This is a genomic window from Actinoplanes sp. NPDC049802 (assembly GCF_040656595.1).
Lineage (GTDB): Bacteria > Actinomycetota > Actinomycetes > Mycobacteriales > Micromonosporaceae > Actinoplanes.
Genome location: NZ_JBFAMR010000008.1, coordinates 1 through 23,514 on the forward strand (window position 1 = coordinate 1; position 23,514 = coordinate 23,514).

At 72.7% G+C, this 23,514-nt stretch carries 24 protein-coding genes and 2 pseudogenes; 17 read left to right on the top strand and 9 right to left on the bottom strand.

Annotation, left to right across the window (positions count from 1 at the left end; all coding sequences use genetic code 11):
• Both AB0I88_RS07865 and AB0I88_RS07870 read left to right on the top strand, forming a co-directional pair.
• Positions 1–367, top strand: a pseudogene (locus tag AB0I88_RS07865) (NDP-hexose 4-ketoreductase); the annotation flags it as partial.
• 61 nt (positions 368–428) lie between these two features.
• Positions 429–1,013: a DUF4291 domain-containing protein gene (locus AB0I88_RS07870; protein ID WP_361019958.1), complete on the top strand. Its 585-nt coding sequence runs from the start codon at positions 429–431 to the stop codon at positions 1,011–1,013.
• Positions 1,014–1,019: 6 nt separating this feature from the next.
• Here AB0I88_RS07870 and AB0I88_RS07875 read toward each other — a convergent pair whose 3' ends face one another.
• A complete protein-coding gene (locus tag AB0I88_RS07875; protein ID WP_361019960.1) occupies positions 1,020–1,916 on the bottom strand; it encodes an A/G-specific adenine glycosylase in 897 nt (298 codons plus the stop codon).
• A 20-nt stretch (positions 1,917–1,936) separates the two neighbouring features.
• On the opposite strand from AB0I88_RS07875, the gene AB0I88_RS07880 reads away from it, so the two are divergent.
• From AB0I88_RS07880 to AB0I88_RS07895, 4 genes are all read left to right on the top strand, one after another.
• Positions 1,937–2,446 carry an ACT domain-containing protein gene (locus tag AB0I88_RS07880; protein WP_361019962.1) on the top strand — a complete coding sequence of 170 codons (510 nt, stop codon included), beginning with the start codon at positions 1,937–1,939 and terminating at the stop codon, positions 2,444–2,446.
• Positions 2,443–2,940 carry a peptide deformylase gene (def, locus tag AB0I88_RS07885; protein WP_361019964.1) on the top strand — a complete coding sequence of 166 codons (498 nt, stop codon included), beginning with the start codon at positions 2,443–2,445 and terminating at the stop codon, positions 2,938–2,940. The genes AB0I88_RS07880 and def overlap by 4 nt, the downstream gene beginning before the upstream one ends.
• 82 nt (positions 2,941–3,022) lie before the next feature.
• Positions 3,023–3,763, top strand: coding sequence for an adhesin (locus AB0I88_RS07890; protein WP_361019966.1), 741 nt, complete (start codon positions 3,023–3,025; stop codon positions 3,761–3,763).
• 5 nt (positions 3,764–3,768) lie between these two features.
• Positions 3,769–4,278 carry a 2'-5' RNA ligase family protein gene (locus AB0I88_RS07895; protein WP_361019968.1) on the top strand — a complete coding sequence of 170 codons (510 nt, stop codon included), beginning with the start codon at positions 3,769–3,771 and terminating at the stop codon, positions 4,276–4,278.
• Positions 4,279–4,379: 101 nt separating this feature from the next.
• Here the strand turns inward: AB0I88_RS07895 and disA are convergent, their stop codons facing one another.
• The 4 genes from disA to AB0I88_RS07915 all read right to left on the bottom strand — a co-directional run bounded on the left by disA (position 4,380) and on the right by AB0I88_RS07915 (position 8,715).
• A complete protein-coding gene (gene disA, locus AB0I88_RS07900; protein WP_361019970.1) occupies positions 4,380–5,561 on the bottom strand; it encodes a DNA integrity scanning diadenylate cyclase DisA in 1,182 nt (393 codons plus the stop codon).
• Between the two features lie 93 nt (positions 5,562–5,654).
• Complete coding sequence (gene radA, locus AB0I88_RS07905) at positions 5,655–7,067, bottom strand: DNA repair protein RadA (protein WP_361019972.1); 1,413 nt, start codon at positions 7,065–7,067, stop codon at positions 5,655–5,657.
• Between the two features lie 35 nt (positions 7,068–7,102).
• Positions 7,103–7,795 (bottom strand): hypothetical protein, encoded by a 693-nt coding sequence (locus AB0I88_RS07910; protein ID WP_361019974.1) that lies wholly within the window; start codon positions 7,793–7,795, stop codon positions 7,103–7,105.
• A gap of 92 nt (positions 7,796–7,887) precedes the next feature.
• On the bottom strand, positions 7,888–8,715 hold the full coding sequence (locus AB0I88_RS07915) for a UbiA family prenyltransferase (RefSeq protein WP_361019977.1): 828 nt from the start codon (positions 8,713–8,715) through the stop codon (positions 7,888–7,890).
• Between the two features lie 48 nt (positions 8,716–8,763).
• Here AB0I88_RS07915 and AB0I88_RS07920 point away from each other — a divergent pair, with 48 nt between their 5' ends.
• The 4 genes and pseudogenes from AB0I88_RS07920 to AB0I88_RS07935 all read left to right on the top strand — a co-directional run bounded on the left by AB0I88_RS07920 (position 8,764) and on the right by AB0I88_RS07935 (position 12,257).
• Complete coding sequence (locus AB0I88_RS07920) at positions 8,764–9,471, top strand: methyltransferase domain-containing protein (protein ID WP_361019979.1); 708 nt, start codon at positions 8,764–8,766, stop codon at positions 9,469–9,471.
• On the top strand, positions 9,461–10,615 hold the full coding sequence (locus AB0I88_RS07925; protein WP_361019981.1) for an acyl-CoA dehydrogenase family protein: 1,155 nt from the start codon (positions 9,461–9,463) through the stop codon (positions 10,613–10,615). Before AB0I88_RS07920 ends, AB0I88_RS07925 begins: the two co-directional genes overlap by 11 nt.
• A gap of 131 nt (positions 10,616–10,746) precedes the next feature.
• Positions 10,747–11,808: pseudogene (locus AB0I88_RS07930) on the top strand (type III polyketide synthase); the annotation flags it as partial.
• Positions 11,805–12,257: a DUF6023 family protein gene (locus AB0I88_RS07935; protein WP_361019983.1), complete on the top strand. Its 453-nt coding sequence runs from the start codon at positions 11,805–11,807 to the stop codon at positions 12,255–12,257. The pseudogene AB0I88_RS07930 and the gene AB0I88_RS07935, both read left to right, overlap by 4 nt.
• Positions 12,258–12,367: 110 nt before the next feature.
• On the opposite strand, the gene AB0I88_RS07940 is transcribed toward AB0I88_RS07935, so the two are convergent.
• The gene (locus AB0I88_RS07940) at positions 12,368–13,150 is read right to left on the bottom strand and encodes a hypothetical protein (protein ID WP_361019985.1); all 783 of its coding nucleotides are present in this window, start codon (positions 13,148–13,150) and stop codon (positions 12,368–12,370) included.
• 350 nt (positions 13,151–13,500) lie between these two features.
• Between AB0I88_RS07940 and AB0I88_RS07945 the strand changes: the two genes are divergently transcribed.
• From AB0I88_RS07945 to AB0I88_RS07970, 6 genes are read left to right on the top strand one after another with little or no spacing between them, the layout of a single operon-like run.
• Positions 13,501–13,986: a CarD family transcriptional regulator gene (locus tag AB0I88_RS07945; protein ID WP_183222390.1), complete on the top strand. Its 486-nt coding sequence runs from the start codon at positions 13,501–13,503 to the stop codon at positions 13,984–13,986.
• 42 nt (positions 13,987–14,028) lie between these two features.
• Complete coding sequence (gene ispD, locus AB0I88_RS07950; protein WP_361020306.1) at positions 14,029–14,724, top strand: 2-C-methyl-D-erythritol 4-phosphate cytidylyltransferase; 696 nt, start codon at positions 14,029–14,031, stop codon at positions 14,722–14,724.
• The gene (gene ispF / locus AB0I88_RS07955; RefSeq protein WP_361019988.1) at positions 14,721–15,209 is read left to right on the top strand and encodes a 2-C-methyl-D-erythritol 2,4-cyclodiphosphate synthase; all 489 of its coding nucleotides are present in this window, start codon (positions 14,721–14,723) and stop codon (positions 15,207–15,209) included. The genes ispD and ispF overlap by 4 nt, the downstream gene beginning before the upstream one ends.
• Positions 15,210–15,251: 42 nt before the next feature.
• The gene (locus AB0I88_RS07960; RefSeq protein ID WP_361020308.1) at positions 15,252–16,340 is read left to right on the top strand and encodes a hypothetical protein; all 1,089 of its coding nucleotides are present in this window, start codon (positions 15,252–15,254) and stop codon (positions 16,338–16,340) included.
• A 39-nt stretch (positions 16,341–16,379) separates the two neighbouring features.
• Positions 16,380–17,276 (top strand): hypothetical protein, encoded by an 897-nt coding sequence (locus AB0I88_RS07965; RefSeq protein ID WP_361019990.1) that lies wholly within the window; start codon positions 16,380–16,382, stop codon positions 17,274–17,276.
• Positions 17,277–17,305: 29 nt separating this feature from the next.
• Positions 17,306–18,457, top strand: coding sequence for a PQQ-binding-like beta-propeller repeat protein (locus AB0I88_RS07970; protein ID WP_361019992.1), 1,152 nt, complete (start codon positions 17,306–17,308; stop codon positions 18,455–18,457).
• Positions 18,458–18,622: 165 nt separating this feature from the next.
• On the opposite strand, the gene AB0I88_RS07975 is transcribed toward AB0I88_RS07970, so the two are convergent.
• The gene (locus AB0I88_RS07975) at positions 18,623–19,927 is read right to left on the bottom strand and encodes an ROK family protein (protein ID WP_361019994.1); all 1,305 of its coding nucleotides are present in this window, start codon (positions 19,925–19,927) and stop codon (positions 18,623–18,625) included.
• A 47-nt stretch (positions 19,928–19,974) separates the two neighbouring features.
• Here AB0I88_RS07975 and AB0I88_RS07980 point away from each other — a divergent pair, with 47 nt between their 5' ends.
• Positions 19,975–21,189, top strand: a complete 1,215-nt coding sequence (locus AB0I88_RS07980; RefSeq protein WP_361019996.1) for an MFS transporter — start codon at positions 19,975–19,977, stop codon at positions 21,187–21,189.
• Positions 21,190–21,366: 177 nt separating this feature from the next.
• Here AB0I88_RS07980 and hisC read toward each other — a convergent pair whose 3' ends face one another.
• Entirely contained in the window at positions 21,367–22,455 is a 1,089-nt protein-coding gene (gene hisC, locus AB0I88_RS07985; protein WP_361019998.1) for a histidinol-phosphate transaminase, read from the bottom strand.
• A complete protein-coding gene (locus AB0I88_RS07990; RefSeq protein WP_361020000.1) occupies positions 22,452–23,504 on the bottom strand; it encodes an RDD family protein in 1,053 nt (350 codons plus the stop codon). Before AB0I88_RS07990 ends, hisC begins: the two co-directional genes overlap by 4 nt.
• Between the last annotated feature and the right edge of the window lie 10 nt (positions 23,505–23,514).

Below are 23,514 nucleotides of genomic sequence, written 5' to 3' on the forward strand. Positions count from 1 at the left end.
GCTGCGTGAGGCGGAGATCCTCCAGATCGTCGACATCTTCACCGCCCGCATCGAGGGACAGCTGAAGAACAAGGACATGGGTCTCGAGCTGACCGACGACGCCAAGAAGTACCTGGCGGCCAAGGGCTTCGACCCGGTGCTCGGTGCCCGTCCGCTGCGCCGGACCATCCAGCGCGAGCTGGAGGACACCCTGTCCGAGCAGATCCTCTTCAACGAGCTGCGCCCCGGCCAGATCGTCGTCGTGGACTGCGAGGGCGACCCGGCCAAGGTGGAGAAGGCCAAGCTGGTCTTCCGCGGCGCCGAGAAGGGCGTGACGGTGCCCGACGCGGTGCCGGCCGACCTCGGCGCGGCAACCACCGAGGAGTAGAAGCACGCACGATCGGCCCGGCTGCGCTCGCAGCCGGGCCCTTCGCGTTTAATCGAGCACCATGCGACATGAGATCCGGGCCGCGTACGACGACAGCACCGTCACCGTCTACCAGGCGTACCGATCGGAGATCGCCGGCCCGGCGGTCCGCGCGGGCCGGTTCGTGCCGCCGTTCAAACGCGACCGGATGACCTGGATCAAGCCGTCGTTCCTGTGGATGATGTACCGCTGCGGGTGGGCCACGAAGCCCGGTCAGGAGCATGTCCTCGCGGTGTCGATCACCCGGGAGGGCTTCGAGTGGGCGCTCGCCAACGCCGCGCTGAGCCACTACGTGCGCGGCGTCCACCCGGACCGGGCCACCTGGCAGCGCGAACTCAAGCGGGCTCCCACCCGGGTGCAGTGGGATCCGGAACGCGACCTGCGACTGCGTGAGCTGCCGTACCGGTCGCTCCAGCTGGGCCTGGGTGGCGCGGCGGTGCCCCGCTACGTCGACGAGTGGATCACCGGGATCACCGAGGTGACCGGGCTGGCGCGCGAGATCCGGGCGCTGCTGGACCGGGACGACGAGGCACGGGCGGCCGCGTTGCTGCCTCCCGAGCGGCCCTATCCCCTGCCGCCCGAGATCGAGTCGCGGCTCGCCGCCTGAGAAGGCTCACCCGAGGTTCTGGACCTCTCCTCGTGGACTGTCGCCGGCCAGCACGAAGTCGCCTCCCAGCCGCTCCACCAGGCCGTCCTCGACCAGCCCGGCGAGCGCCCGGGCCCGCTGCACCTCGTCGTTCCACACCAGGTCGAGGCGCTGTCGCGGCACGGGTCCGGTCGCGTGCCGCAGCACCTCCAGGAGGAGCCCGCGCACCTGGCGGTCGGTTCCGGCGTACCGCTGCGGTTTTCGGCTGGGGCCCTCCGGCAGCGGCTCGCCGCGCAGCCGCCAGGCGCACACGTCGTGGAACGGGCAGTCCACGCAGCGGGGCGCCCGCGCGGTGCAGACGATCGCGCCGAGCTCCATGAAGGCGATGCTGGCCTTCGCGGCCCGCGGCACGTCCGCCGGAAGCAGTTCCTCCATCGCGGTGAGGTCGGCGGCCGTGGTGGCCGGTCCGGCGTCCGGTTTGCCTTCGACGGCGCGGGAGACCACCCGCCGTACGTTGGTGTCGACGACCGGGTGCCGCTGCCCGTACGCGAAGGTCGCCACGGCCCGCCCGGTGTACGTCCCGACGCCCGGCAGCGCGAGCAGTTCCTCCAGCGAGGAGGGAACCCGGCCACCGTGCCGTTCCACGATGGCGACCGCGCAGGCGTGCAGTCGCATCGCCCGGCGCGGGTAGCCGAGCCGTCCCCACATGCGGATCGCCTCCGACGGCGGGTCGTCGGCGAGCGCGGCGGGGGTGGGCCATCGGGTCATCCAGGAGCGCCAGGCGGGCTCGACGCGGACGACGGGGGTCTGTTGCAGCATCACCTCGCTGACCAGTACCCCCCAAGGGGTGGTGTCCGGCTGCCGCCAGGGCAGATCGCGGGCATTTGTGGCGTACCAGGCGATGGCTTCGTCGGCGAGAGTCATATCCCGTTTACTGTAAGCGGGTGTACGAGCTTGCCATCACCGTCATCGGCCCGGACCGCACCGGCATCGTGGCCGACGTCTCCGAGGCTCTCGCGGCGGTCGGCGCCAACCTGACCGACTCGACGATGACCCGGCTCCGCGGCCACTTCGCGATGACCCTGATCTGTACCGGGCCGACCGAGTCGGAGGCGACCCGGGCTCTGGAGCCGGTCGCCACCGGCGGTCTGCTGGCCACCGTCCGCCGGGTGGAGCCGGAGGCCGACAGCGCGGCCGCCGGCGAGCCCTATCTGGTGAGCGTGCACGGGGCGGACCGTCTCGGCATCGTCGCCGCGGTGACCCGGGTCGTCGCGGCCGCCGGCGGCAACATCACCGACCTCACCACCCGCCTCACCGGGCCGCTCTACGTGCTGGTCGCCGAGGTGGACGTGCCGGCCGGGGCGGGCGACGAGCTGGCCGAGCGGCTCGCCGTGGCCGCCGCCGAGCTGGACGTCGACGTGACACTGCGCCGGTCCGACACGGAAGTCCTGTGAGAGCGGTCGTCACCGCGCCGGCGAGCGTGCTGAGCACCCCCGGCGAGGCGGTCGACCCGACCGATCCGGAGGTCGTCCGGCTGGCCGCCGAGCTGGTCGAGATCATGCGCGGGTCACCCGGATGCGTCGGCCTGGCCGCCCCGCAGATCGGCGTGAGCGCGCAGGTGTTCTGCGTGGACGTGACCGGCCATCCGAAGGCGGTCACCACACACGGCACGTTCGTGCTCTGCAACGCGAAGATCGTCGAGGCGAGCCGGTGGCGTCCCGGCCGGGAGGGCTGCATGTCGGTGCCCGACCTCACCGGCGACGTGAAACGGGCCGGCCGGATCGTGGTGGAGGCGGTTCTGCCGGGCACCGGGGAGCCGTTCACGCTCACCGCTGACGCGTTCGAGGCGCGGGCCGTGCAACACGAGATCGATCACTGCGCCGGCAAGCTGTTCCTCGATCGGGTGGCCGGAGCCCATGCCGTCCACCAGCGCAAGGTCTATCTCTAACGAGCGTTGCGTGAGTTGGTGTCGCATAACCGGCGCGTCGTGCACATAGCGACGGCTGTCCGGGTTTACCGTGAGCGGCATCATGCGTGCGACGGTTGGTCCCCTCCCACCCGCGGTCTACTGGCGGCGGCGTGCGGTCGTGCTGAGCGCGGTCCTGCTCGGCGTCATCGTGCTGTTCCAGGCCTGCTCCGGCGAAGACGATCAGGGCAAGAAGAAGGCGTCCTCCCAGACGACGAGCTTTCCGACACCCGGTGCCGGTAAGAATCCGAGCGTGTCGCCGACACCGTCGTTCGAGGAGACCGGCCCCGCCGTCGGCCCGGCCCTGCCCGACCCCAACGATTTGCTCTCCCGGCAGCCCGACGACGGTGAGCAGTTGCCTCCGCCCGCGAACGGCGCCACCGCGACCGGGAACCCGGCGTCCGGCTCCGGCGCGTGCGCCGACAACGAGATGTCGGTGACCCCGATCCCGGCGGACACGTCCCCGCAGCGCGGCACCCCGCTCAAGATCAAACTCAAGATCAAGAACGTCGGTACGCGTACGTGCACCCGCGACCTGGGCGCCAGCGCACAGGAGCTGTACATCGAACAGGGTGCCCAGAAGTACTGGTCCTCGGACCTGTGCAACCCGGTCAAGGGCAACCAGGTCGACACCCTGACCGCGGGCGCCGAACGCGAGTTCGAGGTGACCTGGAACGGCCGCTCCTCCACCCAGTGCGTCAAGAACGTCGCCGCCGGCCCGATCCCCGCCGCGGGCGCCTACGAACTGCGCGGCCGCCTGGACACGATCATCAGCAACCCGGTGGTCCTGACCATCGTCGCCTGACCGAATTGGTAGCCGCACTCGAGCTGTACCTGGACGTCGACACGACGCGCCGGGTCCGCACCCTGTGGCGTGCCCTGGACGCCGAGGGCATCCCGTCCCTCGGCTCCCTGCATCAGAGACACCGCCCGCACATCTCGCTCGCCGCCGCCCACCGCATCGACCCGCACGCAGTGGCGGACGCACTGGCGGGTTTCCAGGTGGCCCGCCCGATCCCGTTGAGCATCGACTTCGTGGGCCAGTTCGTAGGCCGGGTCCTGTGGCTGGGAGTCACCGTCACCGAGGACCTGCTGGCCCACCACCGGGCCGTCCACGAGCGCCTCTCCGCGGCCGGGGTGGAGGTCTGGGACCACTACCGCCCGGGCCGCTGGGTTCCGCACTGCACCATCTCGATGCGCGTGCCCAACCCGGTGATGGCCCCCGCCGTACGCCGCTGCCTGGAATACCTTCCCCTTCAGGCCACGATCACCGGCGCCGCCGTGGCGGACCACGCCAACGACATCAGCCACCCTCTCTGACCCCGGCCCTTTCCGGTACGCGTGACCGGCGCCCCGCCTGAATCGGACCGTCCACCTCCCCGGCGCCGTGAATCCGGGTGGGGGCCGGACGGTCGCGAGCGTCAGACGTAGCGTTCGAGGATCGAGGCCTCGGCCAACCGGGAGAGCCCTTCCCGCACTCCCCGGGCCCGTGCATCTCCCACGCCCTCAACCGCCTGCAGGTCCTCGACGGTGGCGCCGAGAAGACGCTGGAGGCTGCCGAAGTGGTCGACGAGCCGGTCGACGATCTGGGCGGGCAGCCGTGGCACCTTGGCGAGCAGCCGGAAACCGCGCGGGGAGACGGCCGCGTCGAGGGAGTCGGAGGCGCCCGGGTAGCCGATGGCCTTGGCCACGGCGACCAGGTCGATCATCTCGGTGGCGGTCAGCAGGTCGAGCTCGACGAGGGCCTCGTCGAGGGTGCGGGCTTTGCGCCCGGACGGCAGGTAGTCGCGGATGACCAGGGTGCGGTCGGAGTCGACGCCGGCCATCAGTTCGTCGAGCTGGAGGGCGAGGAGGCGCCCGTCGGTGCCGAGCTCGACCACATAGCCGGAGATCTCGTCGGCGATGCGGCGGACCATCTCGAGGCGCTGCACCACCGCGACGGCATCACGCACCGTGACCAGGTCTTCGATCTCCAGGGCGGAGAGGGTGCCGGAGACCTCGTCGAGGCGGAGTTTGTACCGTTCCAGAGTGGCGAGGGCCTGGTTGGCGCGGGACAGGATGGCGGCCGAGTCGTCGAGGACGTGGCGCTGACCGTTCACATACAGCCCGATGATGCGCATCGACTGGCTGACCGAGATCACCGGGAAGCCGGACTGCTTGGCGACCCGCTCGGCGGTGCGGTGCCGGGTGCCGGACTCCTCCGACGGGATGGACGGGTCGGGCATCAGATGCACGGCGGCCCGGACGATGCGGGTGCCGTCGCTGGAGAGGACGACAGCGCCGTCCATCTTGCACAACTCACGCAGCCGGGTGGCGGAGAACTCCACATCGAGCGGGAACCCACCGGTGCAGATGGTCTCCACGACGGCGTCGTGACCGAGGACGATGAGCGCGCCGGTGCGGCCGCGGAGGATGCGCTCCAGACCGTCGCGCAGCGCCGTGCCGGGAGCCATCAGCGCCAGATTTGCCCGCAACGGATCACTTGCTCCGCCGGTCAGACCGGCGCCCACGGCCGGCGTCATCGCGCGATGCCCCGCGCCGTTGACGCCGGGACGCGGCGTTGAACTGGCGGCGGGCTTGGAACCATCGCGGTCGAGCGGCACCCGGACATTCTACGGACTGTCATCCAGGCCAACGAGGCTTGGTTCAATGAATGCTCCGTAGCGTGATGATTCGTAACCCTGGGTAGTCAAGAATCAGGAGGAGGCCGAGGCCCGGGCCGCGCTCTGCAGTGCCGCCTGGAGGTTGCCGACCTCCACGACCTCCATGCCCTTGGGCATCCCACTGGCGCCGTCGGGCCCGCAGCCGGGCGGAACGAGCGCCACCTTGAAACCGAGCCGGGCCGCCTCGGCGAGCCGCCGGCCGACCGCGCCGACCCGCCGGATCTCGCCGGTGAGGCCGACCTCGCCGATCGCCACGAGGTGCGGGGCCATGGCCAGGTCTAGACCGCCGGAGGCGACGGCCAGGGCCATGGCCAGGTCGGCGGACGGCTCGGTGAGCCGGATGCCGCCCACAGTGGCCGCGAAGACCTCTCGGTTGTAGAGCTTGAGCTGCTTGGTCCGCCGCTCCAGCACGGCCAGGACCATGGCGAGCCGGGCACTGTCGAGCCCGGACACCGTGCGCCGGGGTGAGCCCTGCACCTCTGCCCCGATCAGCGCCTGAACCTCGGTGACCAGCGCCCGCCGGCCCTCCATGGCGACCGTCACGCAAGTGCCGGGGACCGGCTCCAGATAGCGGGTGAGGAACAGGCCGGACGGGTCGGGCAGGCTGGTGATGCCGCCCTCGTGCATCTCGAAGCAGCCCACCTCGTCGGCCGCGCCGAACCGGTTCTTCACCCCGCGGACCAGGCGCAGCGAGGAGTGTTTGTCGCCCTCGAAGTGGAGCACCACGTCGACCAGGTGCTCCAGCACGCGAGGGCCGGCGACCTGCCCGTCCTTGGTGACGTGGCCGACCAGGACGGTGGCGATGCCCCGCTCCTTGGCGATCGTGACGAGTGCCGCGGTGACCGCCCGGACCTGGGTGACGCCGCCGGGGACGCCCTCGGTGCCGGGTGCCGAGACGGTCTGCACCGAGTCGAGCACGAGCAGACCGGGCCGGACCGCGTCGAGGTGGCCGATGACCGTGCCGAGATCATTCTCCGAGGCGAGGTAGAGCTTCTCGTGCAGGGCGCCGAGCCGCTCGGCCCGCAACCGCACCTGGCTGACCGACTCCTCGCCGCTGACCACCAGCGACGGTGTGCCCGCCCCGGCCGCCCACTGCTGGGCGACGTCGAGCAGCAGGGTGGATTTGCCGACGCCGGGCTCGCCGGCGAGCAGCACCACGGCGCCGGGCACCAGGCCGCCACCGAGGACCCGGTCGAGCTCGCCGACGCCGGTGGCGACCGCGCGGGCCGGCGCGGCGCTGATCTGGGCGATCGGGCGGGCCGGCTCGGCCGGCATGCGGGAGCTGACCACCCGGCCGGAGGCTCCGACGGTGACCGTGGACTCGATGATCGAGCCCCACTCGCCGCACTCCGGGCACCGGCCCAGCCATTTCGGCGGCTGATGGCCACAGGCGTCACAGACGTAGGCGGCTCGGGGTGCCTTGGCCGCGGATCGGGAGGTCGTCACACCGACAAGCTAGCTCGGCGGTATGACAACTCCGGTCAGTGACCCCCGGCCTCCCCGGCCTCCTCGTGCACCTCCGCCGACCCGCGGGGGGCCGGGCTGAGCGGGGAGGCGACGGGCGCCTGGAGGACCAGCTCCTCCGAGCTGTTGCTGAACTTGAAGACCAGGTTGACCGCCAGGCCCGGGGTCAGCTCCTCCTTCAGGCCGATGACCTGGAGTGGAGTGGAGTCGCTCGGCCGGAACAGGGCCGCGGACAGCGGGGCGATCTGGATCTGGGCCGGGCGGACCTCCGGGGCGGCCGGCGCGGAGGCAGCGACGCTCGGGCCGGCGGACGGCGCGGAGGCGGAGGCGGCGGCGGACGGCGCGGAGGCGGACGGGGTGGCGACGGCGGCGGCGCTCGAGAAGCCGACCTTGTCCGCCCCGACGACCTGGGCGCGGTCGGGTTCCCTGGTGGTGATCGTGACGGTGATCGGCTCGGCGGTCTGGTTGAAGAGACTCAGCTCGAGCGGAGCGTTGTCGCCCTTGGCATAGCCCTCGGTGCCGTTGTACTCCACCTGCAGGTTGCGGATGAGCACGCTGCCGTCCGTGGACTCCGTGTCGACGCCGGCGATGGGCGTGTCCAGGATGGCGGTCTCGGCGACCTGGCCGGCCGAGCAGCCGCCCAGAGCCAGGGCGGCGACCGTGGCGGCACCCGCGACCAGAGCGGCGCGACGGGTTCCCAGGGGACGCATCACGATCCTCCAAATAGAGACACCAAGGTGTTGACTCAGCCTAATGGGCGGCGATCAGCGGCGTGCGCCGACCCATCCATCAGCCCCCGCGATCAGGTCAACCGGCCATTCACAACGAGAAGCAGAACGTCTATCAGGGCGACCACGATGACCGCCCGGAACAGCGCGACCGGCCGTCCGTCGGCACGCCGCGCGGCGTACCACCCGAGGGGAAGGACCACGACGGCGGCCGCGATCGCCGCCGAGCCGGTCCACGACGGCGGCCCGGGTGGCCCGAGGACCAGGGTGAGCGTCGCGCCCAGCAGGAGCCCCGCGGCGGCCAGCTGGGACCCGGCCGCGCCGATCCGGTGCGGCAGCCCGCGCACCCCGGTGGCCGCGTCGTCGGCCAGGTCCGGCAGCACGTTGGCGAAGTGCGCGCCGCCACCGAGCAGCGCGCCGGCCGCGACCAGCCAGACCGGCGGCGCCGGATGCCCGGGCAGCGCGAGCACCACGAAGGCCGGCAGTAGTCCGAAGGCGACCAGGTAGGGCACCACCGAGAACGCGGTGTTCTTCAGCGGCCAGTCGTAGAGCAGCGCGGACACCGTCGCCACCGAGATCGCCAGGAGCGCCGGAAGACCGAGATCAAAAGCCAGCAGGGGTACGCCCAGCGCCGCCCCGATCCCGGCGGCGCCGACCGTGCGTGGCGACACGGCACCCGACGCCACGGGTTTGTCCCGCCGCCCGGCCCGCCTGTCGCGTTCCGCGTCGAGCCGGTCGTTGACCCAGCCGACCGCGAGCTGGCTGGCGGCCACGGTGAGCGCGACGAGCAGCAGACGGGACCCGCGGTGCCCGGCTCCGGCGGCCAGCAGAGTCATGGCGAGGGTGACCGCGGCACCCGGTTCCGGATGCGACGATCGGAGCAGCGCGAGCGCACGGGACATGGCTGCCAAGTGTGGCCTCCGCGCACGGTCCGTGCCAGGCTCGATCACATGCTGTCGATGCAGCGCAATGATCCACGTCAGTACGACGACCTGGCCGGCGAGTGGTGGCGACCCGGCGGACCCTTCGAACTGCTGCACTGGCTGGCCGAGGCCAGGGCGGCGCTGATCCCTCCGGCGGAGTCCCCCGGCCGGATCCTGCTCGACGCGGGCTGCGGCGGCGGCCTGCTGGCCCCGCACGTCCGTGGCAAGGGCTACCGGCACGTCGGTGTGGACCTGCGGCGTACCGGGCTGGAGCGGGCCGTGCCGCGCGGGATGACCGCGGTGAACGGTGACGTGACCGCCCTGCCGCTGGCGGACGGCAGTGCCGACGTGGTGGTGGCCGGCGAGATCCTGGAGCACGTCACCGATCTGTCCGGCACGGTGGCCGAGCTGTGCCGGGTGCTGCGTCCCGGCGGGCTGGTGGTGCTGGACACGGTCAACGACACGCGGCTGAGCCGCCTGATCACGGTGACGCTCGGGGAGCGGTTGGGGATCGCCCCGGTGGGCCTGCACGATCCGGCGCTGTTCGTGCCACCCCGGCGTCTGGTGACCGAGTTCACACGGCACGGGGTGGAACTGGAGATACGCGGGGTACGCCCGAGCCTGCCGGGACTGTTCCGCTGGCTGATCCTCGGCCGGGCCGCGAGCGGGCGCATCGTGCCCGCCTTCTCGGCGGCGGTCCTCTACCAGGGAATCGGGAGAAGACATGCGGGATGAGGCACGACGGCTGGCGCCACGGTTCGCGGCGCGGGCGGCCGTCACCGACCGGGACGGCTCGTTCCCCGAACAGGACTTCGCCGAGTTACGGGAGGCGGGCTTCTTCGGGCTGATGGTCCCGGCCCGGCTGGGCGGGGCGGGCGCGGGCTTCGCCGACTACGCGGAGATCGCCTACGAGCTGGCCCGCGGCAACGGCTCGACGGCCCTGGTCTTCAACATGCATGCTTCGGTGACCGGGGCGATCGCCGGGGTCACCGACGAACTGGCCGAGATGCTCGGGCTTCCGCCGGAGGCGCTGGACGCCCGGGACGGTTTCCTGAAGGCGGCCGCCGGCGGCGGTTGGTACGCCGTGGCGATGAGCGAACGCGGCGCCGGCTCCCGGCTGTCCGAGCTGGCCACCACCTACGACCGGGTGGACGGCGGCTACCGGCTCACCGGCGCCAAGACGTTCTGCTCGGGGGCCGGGCACGCGGACGCGTACCTGGTGGCCGCCCGCAGCGCCGCCGATCCGTCGCAGGTCTCGCAGTTCCTGGTCCCGGCGGGGGACGGCCTGCGGGTGGAGCCCACCTGGGACGCGCTCGGCATGCGCGCCACCGGGTCGCACGACCTGCACATCGACGTGACGGTCCCGGCGTCGGCGCTGCTCGGCGGCGTGGAGGGGCTCGCCCTGGTGGCCGCCCAACTCGCCCCGCACTGGATGGTGGCCAGTTACGCCGCGGTCTACGTGGGGGTGGCCCGGGCGGCCGTGGACGCCGCGGTCGAGCACGTCAACGCCCGCGGCCTGGGCCGGCTGCCGACGGTGCGGGCCCGGATCGGCCGGGCCGACGCGGCGGTGTCGGCCGCGCACCTGGTGGTGCGGGAGGCGGCCCGCCGGGTCGACGAGGCCCCCGGCGAACCGGAGACGAACCGCTGGGTGTGGCGGGCCAAACTGCTGGCCGGCACGACCGCGGCGGACGTGGCGGCGGCGATGCTGGAGGCTGCGGGCACCTCGGCGATGCGTCGCGGCCATCCGCTGGAGCGCCTCTACCGGGACGCCCGGGCCGGTTCGCTGCAACCGGCGACCAGTGACGTCTGTGCCGACTGGCTGGGCGTGGACGCGCTCGGCGGCGACCCGGACGCCGACGGCGTCGCCCCGCGCTGGTGACGGCCCGCGACATGACAGAGCGAGAGACGGGCCCCGGTATGACAGAGCACCGGACGGACGGTCCCGGTGTGTGGGTTTCGGGTGCGAATCGCGCCCGAACTCGACACACCGGTTCTGAGCGCCAGGGCCGGCACGCGGTGATCAGCGGCATCGGGGTGGCGCTGCCGCCCGCCACGGCGCAGGACGACATCTGGGACGGCTACTTCGCCCGCCACTACACCGGCGCCCGGCACGGCCTGGCCCGGCGGATCTTCGCGAACTCCGGGGTGCGTACCCGGCAGGCCGTGGTGAACCCGCTGCTGGAGGACGTCTCGCACTGGTCCACCGAGCGCCGGATGCGTCGTTACCAGGCCGAGGTGATGCCGCTGGGCAAGGCCGCCGTGGACCGGGCGCTGGCCGACGCCGGGGTGGCGGCCGGCGATGTGGGCCTCTTCGCGGTCTGCTCGTGCACCGGCTACGCGACGCCCGGGGTGGACATTCTGCTCGCCCGGGATCTGGGAATGTCACCGAGCGTTCAGCGGCTCTTCGTCGGCCACATGGGCTGTTACGCAGCGTTACCGGGCCTCGGTACCGTGAGCGACTTCGTGGTGGCCCGGCACCGGCCCGCGCTGCTGCTCTGTGCCGAACTGACCAGCCTGCACCTGCAACCGCCGAGCGCCCGTGCGGACGTCCAGCAGATCGTCTCGCACGCCCTCTTCTCGGACGCCGCGGCCGCCGTCGTGGTCACCCCACCGGATCAAACCCGTCCGGGGTACGCCGTACGCGAACTCGCCGCGATCACCGACACCTCCACCGCCGACCACATGACGTGGGAGGTCACCGACCTGGGGTTCCGGATGGGCCTGTCGCCGAAGGTGCCTTCGGTGCTCGCCGCGCACGTCCGCGGACTGGTCGAGCAGGTCTTGTCACGGCACGGCCGGAGCATCGCCGACGTGGACGGCTGGGCGGTGCACCCCGGCGGTCCCAAGATCCTCGACGTGGTGCAGGAGCGTCTCGATCTGCCCGCCCCCGCACTGGCCGAGTCCCGTGCCGTCCTGTCCACCCACGGCAACTGTTCATCACCCACCGTGCTCCTGGTCCTGAACGAGTTACGCCGTCGCCCCGTCCCGCCGCGACGGATAGTGATGCTCGCCTTCGGTCCGGGCCTCACGCTCTACGTCACCCTTTTGGAGGGCTCTACTCTCGCAGCGTGAGCGGCGAACGGGGACGCGGCGTCGTGCTGCAGGCGCTGGCGCTATTGATCTTGATGGTTGGGCTGGTGTGGTGGTGGCGGGCGGCGCCCGGTCAGGGCGCCGACCGGCGGGTGGTGGACTGGCGGCTGAGTGCCGAGCAGCTCCTGCCCGACATCGGCGAGCAGGAGGTGGCGAACACCCTGGTGCTGGAGCCCGGTACCGGCTACGAGGAGGTCGTCGAGATCGAACAGGGCGACTTCCTGGTGTCGGCGGTGTGCGCCGGTGACGACGGTGCCCGGGTCCGGGTCAGTCTCGGCGACGAGGACTCCGGCCGTGGCCTGCGCTGCTCGGGCGCCCGCACCCCGGACATCTTCAGTGTCGGCCTCAGCGAGGAGCTGCGTATGCGGATCAGCATCGACTCACCCGGCCCGGTCGTCTTCCGTTACGCCCTCCAGCGCTCGTCCGGGTGACCCTCACACAGGGGTCGCTTCTGCGCCTGGGCCGGGATCCGAAACGGCCCGAGTCGGGGGCCGGTTTCCGAGGGTACGGCCACACGCGTACCCATTGTGGGGTTTGGTCGTTAGAGGCGCGACAGGTCGGGCCGGAACGTCTCGATCGACGCGGTCCGCGGGTGCACCCGGACGATCTCGCCGCCCCGGTCGACGAGAACCACCGCGGCCGTCCCGTCCGGCGCCGCGAGCCCGAGGTGCCGCCGCAACGTGTCGGTGGGGTCCTGCAGGGCGGCGACCGACTTGCCGTCCGCCCGGGGAGTCCGTGCGGTGGGCAGCAGGCTCTGGCTGGTCGCGGACGGTCCGATGGAAACGGGAGCCTTACTCACCGTGAGGATCGTGATGTCGGTGCGGACCGCCGCGATCGTGTCCGCGATCAGGTGCGCGCAGTCGCAGCCGTCGGTGAGCATCACCACGGCCGGAAGGCGTCCCCGGATCGAGACGCTCTGCCCGCCGCTGTCGATGAGATCGACCGCCGGCAACGTGTCGGACCGGCTCTCGGTGGCGCCCGAGGTCCGCTGTGTGGTCGGCTGCCGGGCCGGTCCGGGCCATGCCGACGCGAACAGGCTGGCCACCGTGACCAGCACGGCAAGGGTGATGATCAGGGCGGGCGTGTGTGTCAGGAGACCGCCGAGACGGCGCAGCCGACGCGCCGTGGGCCGCCGGGCCAGGCGCTGCAGCCCGTTGAGCGGCGCCGCCGTGTGCAACTCGGCGCGGACCGCCTCGACCTCGTCGGACAACTCGGAGAGGTCGTCGGGGATGACGATGACGCCCCACTCCTCGGGGAAGTCGGGGAGGCCGTCGGGGGACCCGCCACCGGGCGGCCTGTCGCCGTTGTCGCTCGCGCCAGCCATGACTCAACCTCCCCCCTGGCCGACCAGATCTTGCTTCGGTCGGGGAACTTCCGTCCAGCCTCCCGCACGTGAGGCCGCATCGCCAGTGGTGCGCCGGCGCGGACCTTAGCGATAAGCTTGATCTGACAAAGCCGGTCAGGTCTGGAATTCCCGACTTGGTGGATGAGGCCGCGTTGGTCGGGGCCGTGCAGTTCGGTCACTTTGCGTTACTTAGGCAGCTTCTCGCTTCGCTGTCAAGCGGTAGAAAGCCCCGTCACAGGGCCTCTGAGCTGCACTAACGGTAACCGTACGGGCAAGACACAGCCGCCCGGGCGTGTTACCCTAGACACAGCGAAAGGGGTTTCGAACCTATGGTTTTCAGTGTCGGCGAGACCGTTGTTTACCCCCACCACGGGGCCGCACTCATCGAGGCAATCGAGACTAGGGTCATCAAGGGCGTTGAAAGGCAGTACCTCGTTCTGCGTGTCGCCCAGGGCGATCTGACTGTTCGAGTGCCCGCTGAGAACGCCGAGGAAGTCGGCGTGCGCGAAGTGGTTGGCGAGGAAGGCCTTGGAAAGGTCTTCGATGTCCTTCGTGCTCCGCACACCGAGGAGCCGACCAACTGGTCGCGGCGCTACAAGGCCAACCTCGAGAAGCTTGCTTCCGGTAACCCGCTGAAGGTTGCGGAGGTTGTTCGTGACCTCTGGCGCCGTGAGCGTGAGCGTGGCCTTTCCGCGGGTGAGAAGCGCATGCTCGCCAAGGCTCGCGACATTCTGGTCGGCGAGGTGGCCCTCGCTGAGAAGAGCAGCAAGGATGAGGCCGAGGTCCTGCTCGACAAGGTCCTCACCGAGGCCTGATCCGTCCAACGCATCCCTCACACCTTGACCGACGACCGCGACGTGACCGCGCAGCTGAATGCTCGCGGTGACGTCGCGGTCGTCGTTCCGGCCGCGGGTGCCGGTGTGCGCCTCGGTCCCGGCACCCCCAAGGCCCTGCGCCTGCTCGAGGGGGAGCCACTCCTGGTCCACGCGATCCGCCGGACCGCCGCCGCGCCGTCGGTCCGCCTGATCGTGGTCGCCGCCCCGGCCGCCGAGGTCGACGCGGTGCACCGGCTGCTCGCCCCGATCGCCCCGGTCACCGTGGTGGCGGGCGGTGCGGAGCGGCAGGACTCGGTGGCCGCCGCCCTCGCGGTCGTTCCCGACGACATCGGCATCGTCCTGGTGCACGACGCCGCCCGTTGTCTCGCGCCGGCCGACCTGTTCGAACGGGTCGCCGCCGCCGTTCGGGAGGGAGCCGACGCCGTGATCCCGGCGCTCCCGGTGGTCGACACCGTCAAAGAGGTCGCGGCGGACGGCACGGTGCTCGGTACGGTGGACCGCTCGGTTCTGCGGGCCGTCCAGACACCCCAGGGCTTCCGCGCCACGATTCTGCGAGCCGCCCACGCGGCCGCCGCCGACTCGCACACCGACGACGCCGGTGCCGTGGAGAAACTCGGCCGGCCGGTGCTGTGCGTCCCCGGGTCGGACTTCGCCTTGAAGATCACCCGGCCGATCGACCTGGCGCTCGCCACCCACCTGCTTAAGCTCTCCGCGTGATCATTCCGCGGGTCGGCATCGGTACCGACGTTCACGCCTTCGACCCGGACCGCCCCTGCTGGGTGGCCGGGCTGCACTGGCCCGGCGAGGCGGGGCTGGCCGGGCACTCCGACGCCGACGTCGCGGCACACGCCGCCTGTGACGCCCTGCTCTCCGCGGCCGGGCTCGGCGACCTGGGCGGCAATTTCGGCACGAGCCGGCCGGAGTGGGCCGGGGCGGCCGGGATAACGCTGCTCGCCGAGACGGCCCGTCGCGTACGGGAAGCGGGTTTCGAGATCGGGAACGTGTCGATCCAGGTGATCGGGAACCGCCCGAAGATCGGCAAACGCCGTGCCGAGGCGGAGAAGGTGCTCTCCGAGGCGATCGGGGCGCCGGCCACCGTGGCCGGGACGACCACCGACGGGCTCGGGCTCACCGGGCGGGGCGAAGGGCTGGCCGGGATCGCGGTCGCCATGGTGTATCCAGCGTCACCCCGACTCGCCTGATCCTCGGGTGGACGGCCTACGCTCGGCAGCGTGCCAGCCCCCATGGAGCCCGACACCACCCCGGAGGAGCACCGTCAGCGTGCCCTCCTGCTCGCCGACCTCGGCCGTTACGACGAGGCCGCCGACGAGATCGCGGCCGGCCTGACCGTCGCGCCGCGGGAGACCAGCCTGCTCGCCACCCTGGCCCGCATCCACCTGGCCGCCGACCAGCCCGCCGAGGCGCTGGCCGCCGCCGACCGGGCCGCCGGGGCCGACCCACGGGACCTGGCCACGCTGGTGGTCCGGGCGATGGCGCTCACCGACAGCCGACGGTTCGGCGACGCCGCCCGGGTCGCCGCCGAGATCCTCAGCGGGTGGCCCGACGACGCGTACGCGCAGCGAACCGGGGCGGCCCTGCTCAGCGAGTCGCGCAACGGTCAGGAGGCGCTGAACGCGGCCTGGAACGGGGTCCGGGTCGCGCCCACCGACGCCGAGGCGCATCTGGTCCTGGCCGTCGTGGCGGCCCGGCTGCGGTTGTTCGACCTGGCTCAGCGGGCGTACGCGGAGGCGCTCGAACTGGACCCGGCGATCGGCGACGCGGGACAGGAGACCGGGATCGTCCGGTTCGAGCGCCGCCGCTGGGCCCGGGCCATCGAGGAACTGGCCGAGGAGGCGTCGCTCGGTGTGCCGCCGGGTGGGGAGACCCCGGCGCCGGGGCCGTTCGTGAGCCCGGCGCCGCCGGTCGTGGTGCCGGCCCGCCCGGTTCTCGACGTGTCCGGGGAGACGGCCGAGGCGGTCGGTGAGACGGCCCGCTACGGCGCCGGCGGCACCATCGTGGCCGCGGTGCTGGCGGCGGCCATGACCCTGATCAACGTCGGGATCTCCCGGGTCTGGGCCGGGCTCATCGGCGTACTGGTCTTCGGGGCTGTGGTGTTCTGGTTCCGCGGCCGGTTGCCGGAACCGGCCGGGGTGGTGATGCGCCGCCTGCGATCCGGGGACCGGCGGCTGGCGGTGGCCGTCTACCTGACTTTCGCGGCACCGCTGTTCCTGCTGGCGTACGCCGTCGTCGGCGGGCCGGCGCCACTGGTCGCGGGCATGGCGGCCGGCGCCGTCGCCGAGATCCTGGTGCTGACGGGCCGCCGCAAGCGCTGAGGCTGTCCGTTTCCGGCGGCGTCTACTAGGTTCGAATTCGTGTCGACGATGGTGCCTCCGCTGTATGCCGGGCTGGTCGATGACGCGTCCCTGCTGCCGCCCAGCCCGGTCGGCCTGGACGACGCGGTGCTCAAGCATCAGGAGCACACCACTTCGTGGTACCGCGACCTGATCGGTTCGCTGCTGGTGCCCGCCTCGATCGTCGGAACCGAGCCCCTGAAACCGGCGTGTGGAGTTGGGGTGCGCTCCGCACCCGAAATCCACACGCCGGTTCCTGGGCTCACCGCTGTGCTGATCGGCGACGTGCCGGCCGCCGCCCTGCCCAACACCGTGGAGAAGCTGCGCTCCTCCGGTGTGGTGGTCAAGCACGTCGAGGCGGCGGTGGCCCGCCGGGGTGAGGACCCTCAGCCCGGGCTGGCCACTCTCTGCACGTTCGCGGCCGCCGAGACCGGTCTGCCGCTGTACGCCGAGATCCCGCTGAGCTGGGGTCTGCTGGCGGCGCTGGACTCGGTGGCCGAGGCCCGCGCCGACGGTCTGGCGATCGCCCCGAAGTTCCGGGTCGGGGGCCTGGCCGCGGAGCTGTTCCCGACCCCGGTCGAGCTGGCCGCGGTGATCTGCGCCTGCCGGGACCGGGAGTTGCCGTTCAAACTGGCCGCCGGACTGCGCCACGCCACCCGGCACACCGACCCGGAGACCGGGTTCACCCACCACGGCTTCCTCAACGTGCTGGTCGCGACGGTGATCGCGGCCGACGGCGGCGAGGTCGCCGAGGTGGCCGAGGCGCTGGCAGCCACCCACCCGGTGCCGCTGGTCGAACCGGCCCGCATCCACCGGGACGGGCCGCGGCCGCTGTTCGTCGGATTCGGCGCCGCCAACGTGGTGGAACCGCTCACCGAGCTGGTCCGGCTCGGCCTGATCAACGGTGGTTACGAGTGACCTCGCCCTGACCTGTAATACTTTCGGCCGTGACCCGGGTGCCGCTGCGAATCCTGGCGGCCGTGCTTCTGCTGGTCGCGTCCGCCGTGATCGGATGGCGAGTGCTGGCCCCGGCGGAACAGACGGCGAGCGCCATCACCCCCTACCCGCCGGAGCCGTCGCCCGCTTTCGGCGTCACCGGGCGGCTCAACCAGGCGCCGTTGATCGTCGACCGGCGGCTGCGCGTCTACGCGGCGAAACATCAGGTGCGGGCGGACGGGCCGGTCACCGCCCGGACCATGTACACCGCCCGCTGGTCGTTCCGCCGCTGGCCACAGCAGGTGAGCGCGGTGGTGGCGAGCGGCGCCACGGTGGTCACCCGATGGTCCGACGGCCGGTTGATCGCGCTCGACGCCCGTACCGGAAAGGTGTCCTGGCGGGCGGACGGCCCGGACGCGCCGGACTATGCCGGACACCGCACCGGGGCCGCGACCGTCTGGACCCCGCCGGGTCTGCGTCTCGCCGGCGGCGCCGTGGTGGTCACCCAAGATCGAGATCTCTCGGGGTACGCGCTGAGCACCGGCCAGCGACTGTGGAGCACGACCGTCCCGGCCGGGTGCGCGGACGGGTTCACCACCGACGGCGGCGCGTACGTGTGCGCGACCGGCGCCTACGACGCGGTGACCGGGCGTCCCGCGGTGGGCTGGACGGCCGGGCCCTACGAGCCGGTCGGATGCGTCTCGTTCGTGTGCCCGGCGTTCCGGGACGGCGCCGGGCGCGGCTGGCTCGCCGGGACCGCGAGCCCGCGACGGGCGGCCGGACTGGACGTGCCCGGCTCGACGTTCGCGGCGGGCGTCGTCGTCACACCCACCGACGCCGGCGTCAGCGCCGCCTCGGTGAACGGCGGGCGGCTCTGGGAACGGCCGGGACTGGTGCGGGTGCTCGGCGGGACGCCGGCGACCGTGCTCGTGCTCACGCCGTCCAACACTCTCGAAGGGCTGGACGCCCGGACCGGGGCGCTGCGGTACACCTATCCGATGGCGTACGGGAACGACCACACCCACTGGAAGGCCGGGTTGTACCAGGTCACCGACGGGTATCTGGCGATGGAGCGGCTGAGGCCCGACGCGCCGGACGACCCGGAGTCCCCGATCTACTACCTGACGTTCGACGCCGTGCTGGTCGCCGTCCTCCCGTACTGAGCTGTTCCGGCGCCCTGGCAACCGCCGGGATGGCCCGGCTGGCTCTGGGCACTGTTTCGGGCTGTTTGAGGCGGCTCTGGTGTCCGGTCGGGTGGGCCGGGTGGCTCGGCTGGGGTCGGGGGCTGTTCGGGCTGTTCGAGGCAGCCTGGTGCCGGCTGGGGGTGTTTACGGCAGGCGGGGAAGCAGGGCGGACCAGGCCTCCTCGGCGGCGCCGGCGATCGGGCCCTCGTCGTCCGGGAGGGTGGCCGGGCGGACCGGGGGAGGGGACGCTCGGTGGATCAGCATGAGGCCGTCCCGGTAGGCGGCGTGGATCTCGGCGGGGACCGTGGCGAGCAGGTCCACGCCCAGGCCGCCGAGAGTCACCAGATCCGCGTCCAAGGCGTTGACGAGGCCGGCCATGCCGCGGCCCAGAGCGGCGCCGACGGCACGGACCGCGGCCACGGCGGCCTCCGGGTCACTCTCCGGGCCGGTGTCCCCCGAGCTGTACGGGCTGGGTGGTGCGGTGTGCGGTCGGGCCGCGGGATCGGCGGGGCTGGGCGGTGCGGTGTGCGGTCGGGCCGCGGGATCGGCGGGGCTGGACGGCGGGGGCGGTGGGAGGCCGGCCAGATCCTGGCGGGCTCGCTGGGAGGCGAGGGCCCGGGCGGCCGTGGCGATCACCCGGCGGGCGTAGGTGACCGGGTCGCGTGGGCGCGGGTCGCCGAGCAGCCGGGCCAGGGCGGTGCCGTCGACGGCGGTGCCCCAGCAGCCGTGGGCGCCGCACGCGCAGCGTACCGCCGGGTCGCCGAACGGCATGTGGCCGAACTCGCCGGCCGCGCCGCGAGCGCCCAGCACCGGGCGGCCGTCCTCGATCACGGCGCCACCCAGTCCCGCCTCGATCCGCAGGTGCAGGGCGACCGCGGCTCCGGCGCCGGCTCCCCGGCGGTGCTCGGCGGTCGCGGCCAGGGTGGCGTCGTTGCCGGCGACCAGCAGTTCGGCGCCGGGCCAGAGTCCGGTCAGGTCCACGTCGTGCCAGTCGGCCCGGAACGCTTCGAGACGAAGTGTGCGGGAGACCGGACCGGGCACTGATACGCCGAGGGCGCGCGGGCGGTCCCCGTACCGGGAGAGGAGGTCTTTGATCTCGGCGGCGACGGCCGCACGGACCTCGGCCCAGTCGGTGCTCGCGTGCCGTCGGGACCGGGAGGCGACGGCGGCCCCACCCAGCTCGACCACGTCGATCCGCCAGGCCTCGTGGCTGATCGCCACAGCCAGCACGAGGGGGCCGCGTGGATGCGGCAGCAGGACGGTGGTGGGGCGCCCGCGGCTGCCGCTCGGCGCCGCCGGGGCCTCGGTGAGCAGGCCGGACCGGCTGAGCTTGGCGACGAGCTCGGTGGCGGCGCCGGTGCCCACGCCGAGCAGCCGGGCGGCGTCGGCGCGGGTCACGCCCGGGCGCTGGTGGACGACCCGGAGGAGCTCGGTGGAGCGCGTCGTCACAGTCGTACTCCTGTTTATGATCTGCCTTAGAGTTTATTGTGCGAGGGGTGAGACTCAACCGGCCGGCGATCGTCGTCCTCGGCTCCTCCTCGTTCTGCTACGTCGCGGCGGAAACCCTGCCCGTCGGCCTCCTCCCACAGATCTCCACCGACCTCGGCGTCACCGAGGCCCAGGTCGGGCTGCTGCTCACCAGTTACGCCGTGGTGGCCGCGCTGAGCACCATCCCGTTCACCGCGCTCACCATGCGGGTGCCGCGGCATCTGCTGATCGCCGCCACGGTAGCGGTCTTCGCCGTGTCCCAGGCCGCGGCCGCGCTCGCGCCCACCTTCGTCATCCTCATGCTGTCCCGGCTCGTCTGCGCCCTCGCGCACGGGGTGTTCTGGTCGATCATCGGGCCGATCACCGCCCGGCTCGCCCCACCCGGACAGGCCGGCCGGGCCACCGCCATGGTCTTCATCGGCAACTCGCTGGCCATCGTGCTCGGCGTGCCGGCCGGCACCGCCCTCGGGCAGTGGCTGGGCTGGCGGGTCGCGGTCGGGTTCTTCGCGGTGGCCGGAGCGATCTGCGTGGCGCTGCTGCTCAAGGTGCTGCCCACACTTCCGGCGCTGCCCCGGGACCTGGCCGCCGGTACCGGGCGGCAACTACGGGACGCCGTCCGGATCCTGCGCGACGGACGGGTCGCCCGGCTCTGCCTGATCACCACGGTGCTGGTGGTGGGGCACTTCGCGGCATACACGTACATCGCCCCGCTGGTACGCCGGGACGCCGGGCTGGACGGGGCCGGGCTCAGCGCGCTGCTGCTCGGGTACGGGCTGGTCGGCCTGCTGACGAACTTCGCGGTCGGCCGGTTCGTGGACCGGCGGCCCGGCCCGCTGGTGATCGCGCTGACGACGATCGTCACCGTGTCGGTGGGGCTGCTCGCTCCGGTGCTCGGGGCCGCGCCCACGATCGTCGCCACGCTGCTGTGGGGTGGCGCGTTCACGGCCATCCCGGTGTTCCTGGCGGCGGCCGTGCTGCGGGTGGCGCCGACCGCCCGGGACGCGGCGTCGGCGGTCTACGTGGTGGCCTTCCAGATCGGCATCGGCGGTGGGGCGTTCGTCGGTGAGCGGCTGGTCAGCGCCGGGCACCTGGCCGTGCTGCCGCTGCTGGCGTCCGGGTTCGCGCTGGTCGCCACGGTGCTGACCGCCCTGTCGCCGACGGTGTTCCCGCGCCGGATCGACGCCGAGGAACACCGCCGGGCCGAAGTGGCCGCGCTGCACTGACGGACGGTCGCTGGCCGGTCGCCGCGGCCTGGGGACGGCTGCTGGCCGGTCGCCGCGGCCTGGGGACGGTCGCTGGTCGGTCGCCGGGGTGACCGGAGATGTCAGCCCGGCGCCCGCGCCGCCGCCGCGCGAGGGCCGGCGGCGGCGTGCGGTGGGCGTACCCGAGAAAGGTTCGGATCAGGCCGTCTCGGCGAGATTGGCCTCGGCGACCGCGAGGAACTGGTCGTTCTCCTCGGGGGTGCCGATCGTGACGCGGACGCCCTCGGGGTGGAAACCCCGGACGATCACGCCACGGTTCTCGCAGGCCGCGGTGAAGGCGGCCGTCCGGTCGCCGAGCGGCAGCCAGACGAAGTTGGCCTGGCTGTCCGGCACGGCGAGGGAGAGCTTGCGCAGCGCCTCGGTGACCCGGTCCCGCTCGGACACCACCTGGGCGCACCGGCGGCGGACCTCCTCCTCCTGGTCCAGCGCGGCCAGCGCCGCGGCCTGCGCGACCAGGCTGGTGGAGAAGGGGGTGACGACCTTGCGGATGGTGGCGGCGATCTCCGGCTGGGCGACCAGGTAGCCCATCCGCAGACCGGCCAGGCCCCACGCCTTGCTCATGGTCCGCAGCACCACGACGTTGGGACGGTCCGCGTACGTCTCCAGGCCGTCCGGAACGGCCGGGTCGGTGACGAACTCCCGGTACGCCTCGTCGAGCACCACCAGCACGTCGGACGGCACGTCGGCGAGGAACCGGTCCAGCTCGGCCCGGCGCACGCTGGTGCCGGTCGGGTTGTTCGGGTTGCAGACGAAGACGAGCCGGGTCTGGTCGGTGATCGCCTCGCTCATGGCGGCCAGGTCGTGCCCGTGCGCCGCGGTGTTCGGCACCCGGACGCTGGTGGCTCCGCCGCCGGCCGCGATGATCGGGTACGCCTCGAACGACCGCCACGAGTAGACGACCTCGTCGCCCGGCAGGCAGGTCGCCTTGACCAGGATCTCGGCCAGCGCCACCGACCCGCAGCCGGTGACCACCCGCTCGGGGGCGACGCCGAAGCGCTCGCCGATCCGGTCGCGCAACCGCACCACGCCCATGTCGGGGTACCGGTGAGCGGTCCGGGCGGCCTCGGTGACCGCTTCGACGACCCCGGGGAGCGGACCGTACGGCACCTCGTTGCTGGCCAGCTTGATCGCCTCGGCGATGCCCAGCTCCCGGGCGAGGTCGGCGACGTTGCGGCCGGGCACGTAGCTGGGCAGCGCGTCCAGGTCGGCGCGGGTGAGCCGGGTCATCGCGGTCCTCCGGGGTTGTCGCCGCGGGTGGCGGTGGTGGTCGGTTTCGCGCCGGCCGGCACGGCGACGACGACGGTGGCCGCGGCCTTGTCGTGCCACGCCTGCCGCAGCCGGGGGTCGAAGACGGGTGAGAGGGCGGCCATGAACTGGACGACCAGGCCGATGCCGCACCACCAGAAAAGGGTCCACATGCCGAGCCGGGCCCAGCGGGTGAAGGCGCGGCCGAACCCGATCGGCCCGTCCTTCTCCACCGGGACGACCTTGATCCCCATGATCCGTTTGCCCAGGGTCTGGCCGCTGCCGGCGATCGACGGCGCCTCGTAGACCAGCCAGAGCAGGGTGGCGATCATGAGGATGGCCACCGACAGGGTCGACATCCGCTCGGAGGGCTGCTGCATCACCGGCGCGGCGACCCCGGCACGGTACTGGTCCAGGTAGTCGGTGAGGATCGGCAGGAAGTCCTGCCAGTACATCCACCCGAAGTAACCGTTGACCACGACGTTGAGCAGCAGAACCGCGGTGATGTCGATGAGCCGGGCGGTGAGCCGCCGGCCGAGCCCGGCCAGCGCCATGCCGTGCGGCCGGACCTCGGGCATCGGGTAGAGGTAGGGGTGCATCGGCTGCGCCCCGGGCTGTGGCTGCCAGCCCACCGGTGGCGCCTGTTGCTGCCAGCCGGGCGGCGGCTGCTGCCAGCCCGGCGGCGGCTGCTGCCAGCCGGGTGGGGGCTGTGTACCGGGCGGGGGCTGCTGCCAGCCGGGTGGCGGCTGCATGCCGGGTGGGGGTTGCCAGCCGGGTGGGGGCGGGGGCTGCGGCGCCCAGCCGGGCGGCGGACCCGTCTGGGGCCCGGCTGGGCCCGGAACCGCGGCCGGGGCGGCCGGAGCGGCGGGGGTGACCGGGGCGGGAGGCTCGGGCTCCTGCGCGGGCGGCGGGCCGTCCGGTGGCGTCGCGTCCGCCGGGATGGCCTTGCCCACCCAGCCCTCACCGTCCCAGTAGCGCTGGGTGCTGGTGTCGGCGGGATCCTTGTACCAACCCGCGGGAACGGAACTCATGCGCAAACCT

Bases quoted from the DNA above. Each gene is read 5' to 3' on its own strand.
- AB0I88_RS07870 (WP_361019958.1), top strand. From the start codon at position 429: ATGCGACATGAGATCCGGGCCGCGTACGACGACAGCACCGTCACCGTC.
- AB0I88_RS07875 (WP_361019960.1), bottom strand. From the start codon at position 1,916: ATGACTCTCGCCGACGAAGCCATCGCCTGGTACGCCACAAATGCCCGC.
- AB0I88_RS07890 (WP_361019966.1), top strand. From the start codon at position 3,023: ATGCGTGCGACGGTTGGTCCCCTCCCACCCGCGGTCTACTGGCGGCGG.
- AB0I88_RS07910 (WP_361019974.1), bottom strand. From the start codon at position 7,795: ATGCGTCCCCTGGGAACCCGTCGCGCCGCTCTGGTCGCGGGTGCCGCC.
- AB0I88_RS07915 (WP_361019977.1), bottom strand. From the start codon at position 8,715: ATGTCCCGTGCGCTCGCGCTGCTCCGATCGTCGCATCCGGAACCGGGT.
- AB0I88_RS07920 (WP_361019979.1), top strand. From the start codon at position 8,764: ATGCTGTCGATGCAGCGCAATGATCCACGTCAGTACGACGACCTGGCC.
- AB0I88_RS07925 (WP_361019981.1), top strand. From the start codon at position 9,461: ATGCGGGATGAGGCACGACGGCTGGCGCCACGGTTCGCGGCGCGGGCG.
- AB0I88_RS07940 (WP_361019985.1), bottom strand. From the start codon at position 13,150: ATGGCTGGCGCGAGCGACAACGGCGACAGGCCGCCCGGTGGCGGGTCC.
- AB0I88_RS07945 (WP_183222390.1), top strand. From the start codon at position 13,501: ATGGTTTTCAGTGTCGGCGAGACCGTTGTTTACCCCCACCACGGGGCC.
- AB0I88_RS07960 (WP_361020308.1), top strand. From the start codon at position 15,252: ATGGAGCCCGACACCACCCCGGAGGAGCACCGTCAGCGTGCCCTCCTG.
- hisC (WP_361019998.1), bottom strand. From the start codon at position 22,455: ATGACCCGGCTCACCCGCGCCGACCTGGACGCGCTGCCCAGCTACGTG.
- AB0I88_RS07990 (WP_361020000.1), bottom strand. From the start codon at position 23,504: ATGAGTTCCGTTCCCGCGGGTTGGTACAAGGATCCCGCCGACACCAGC.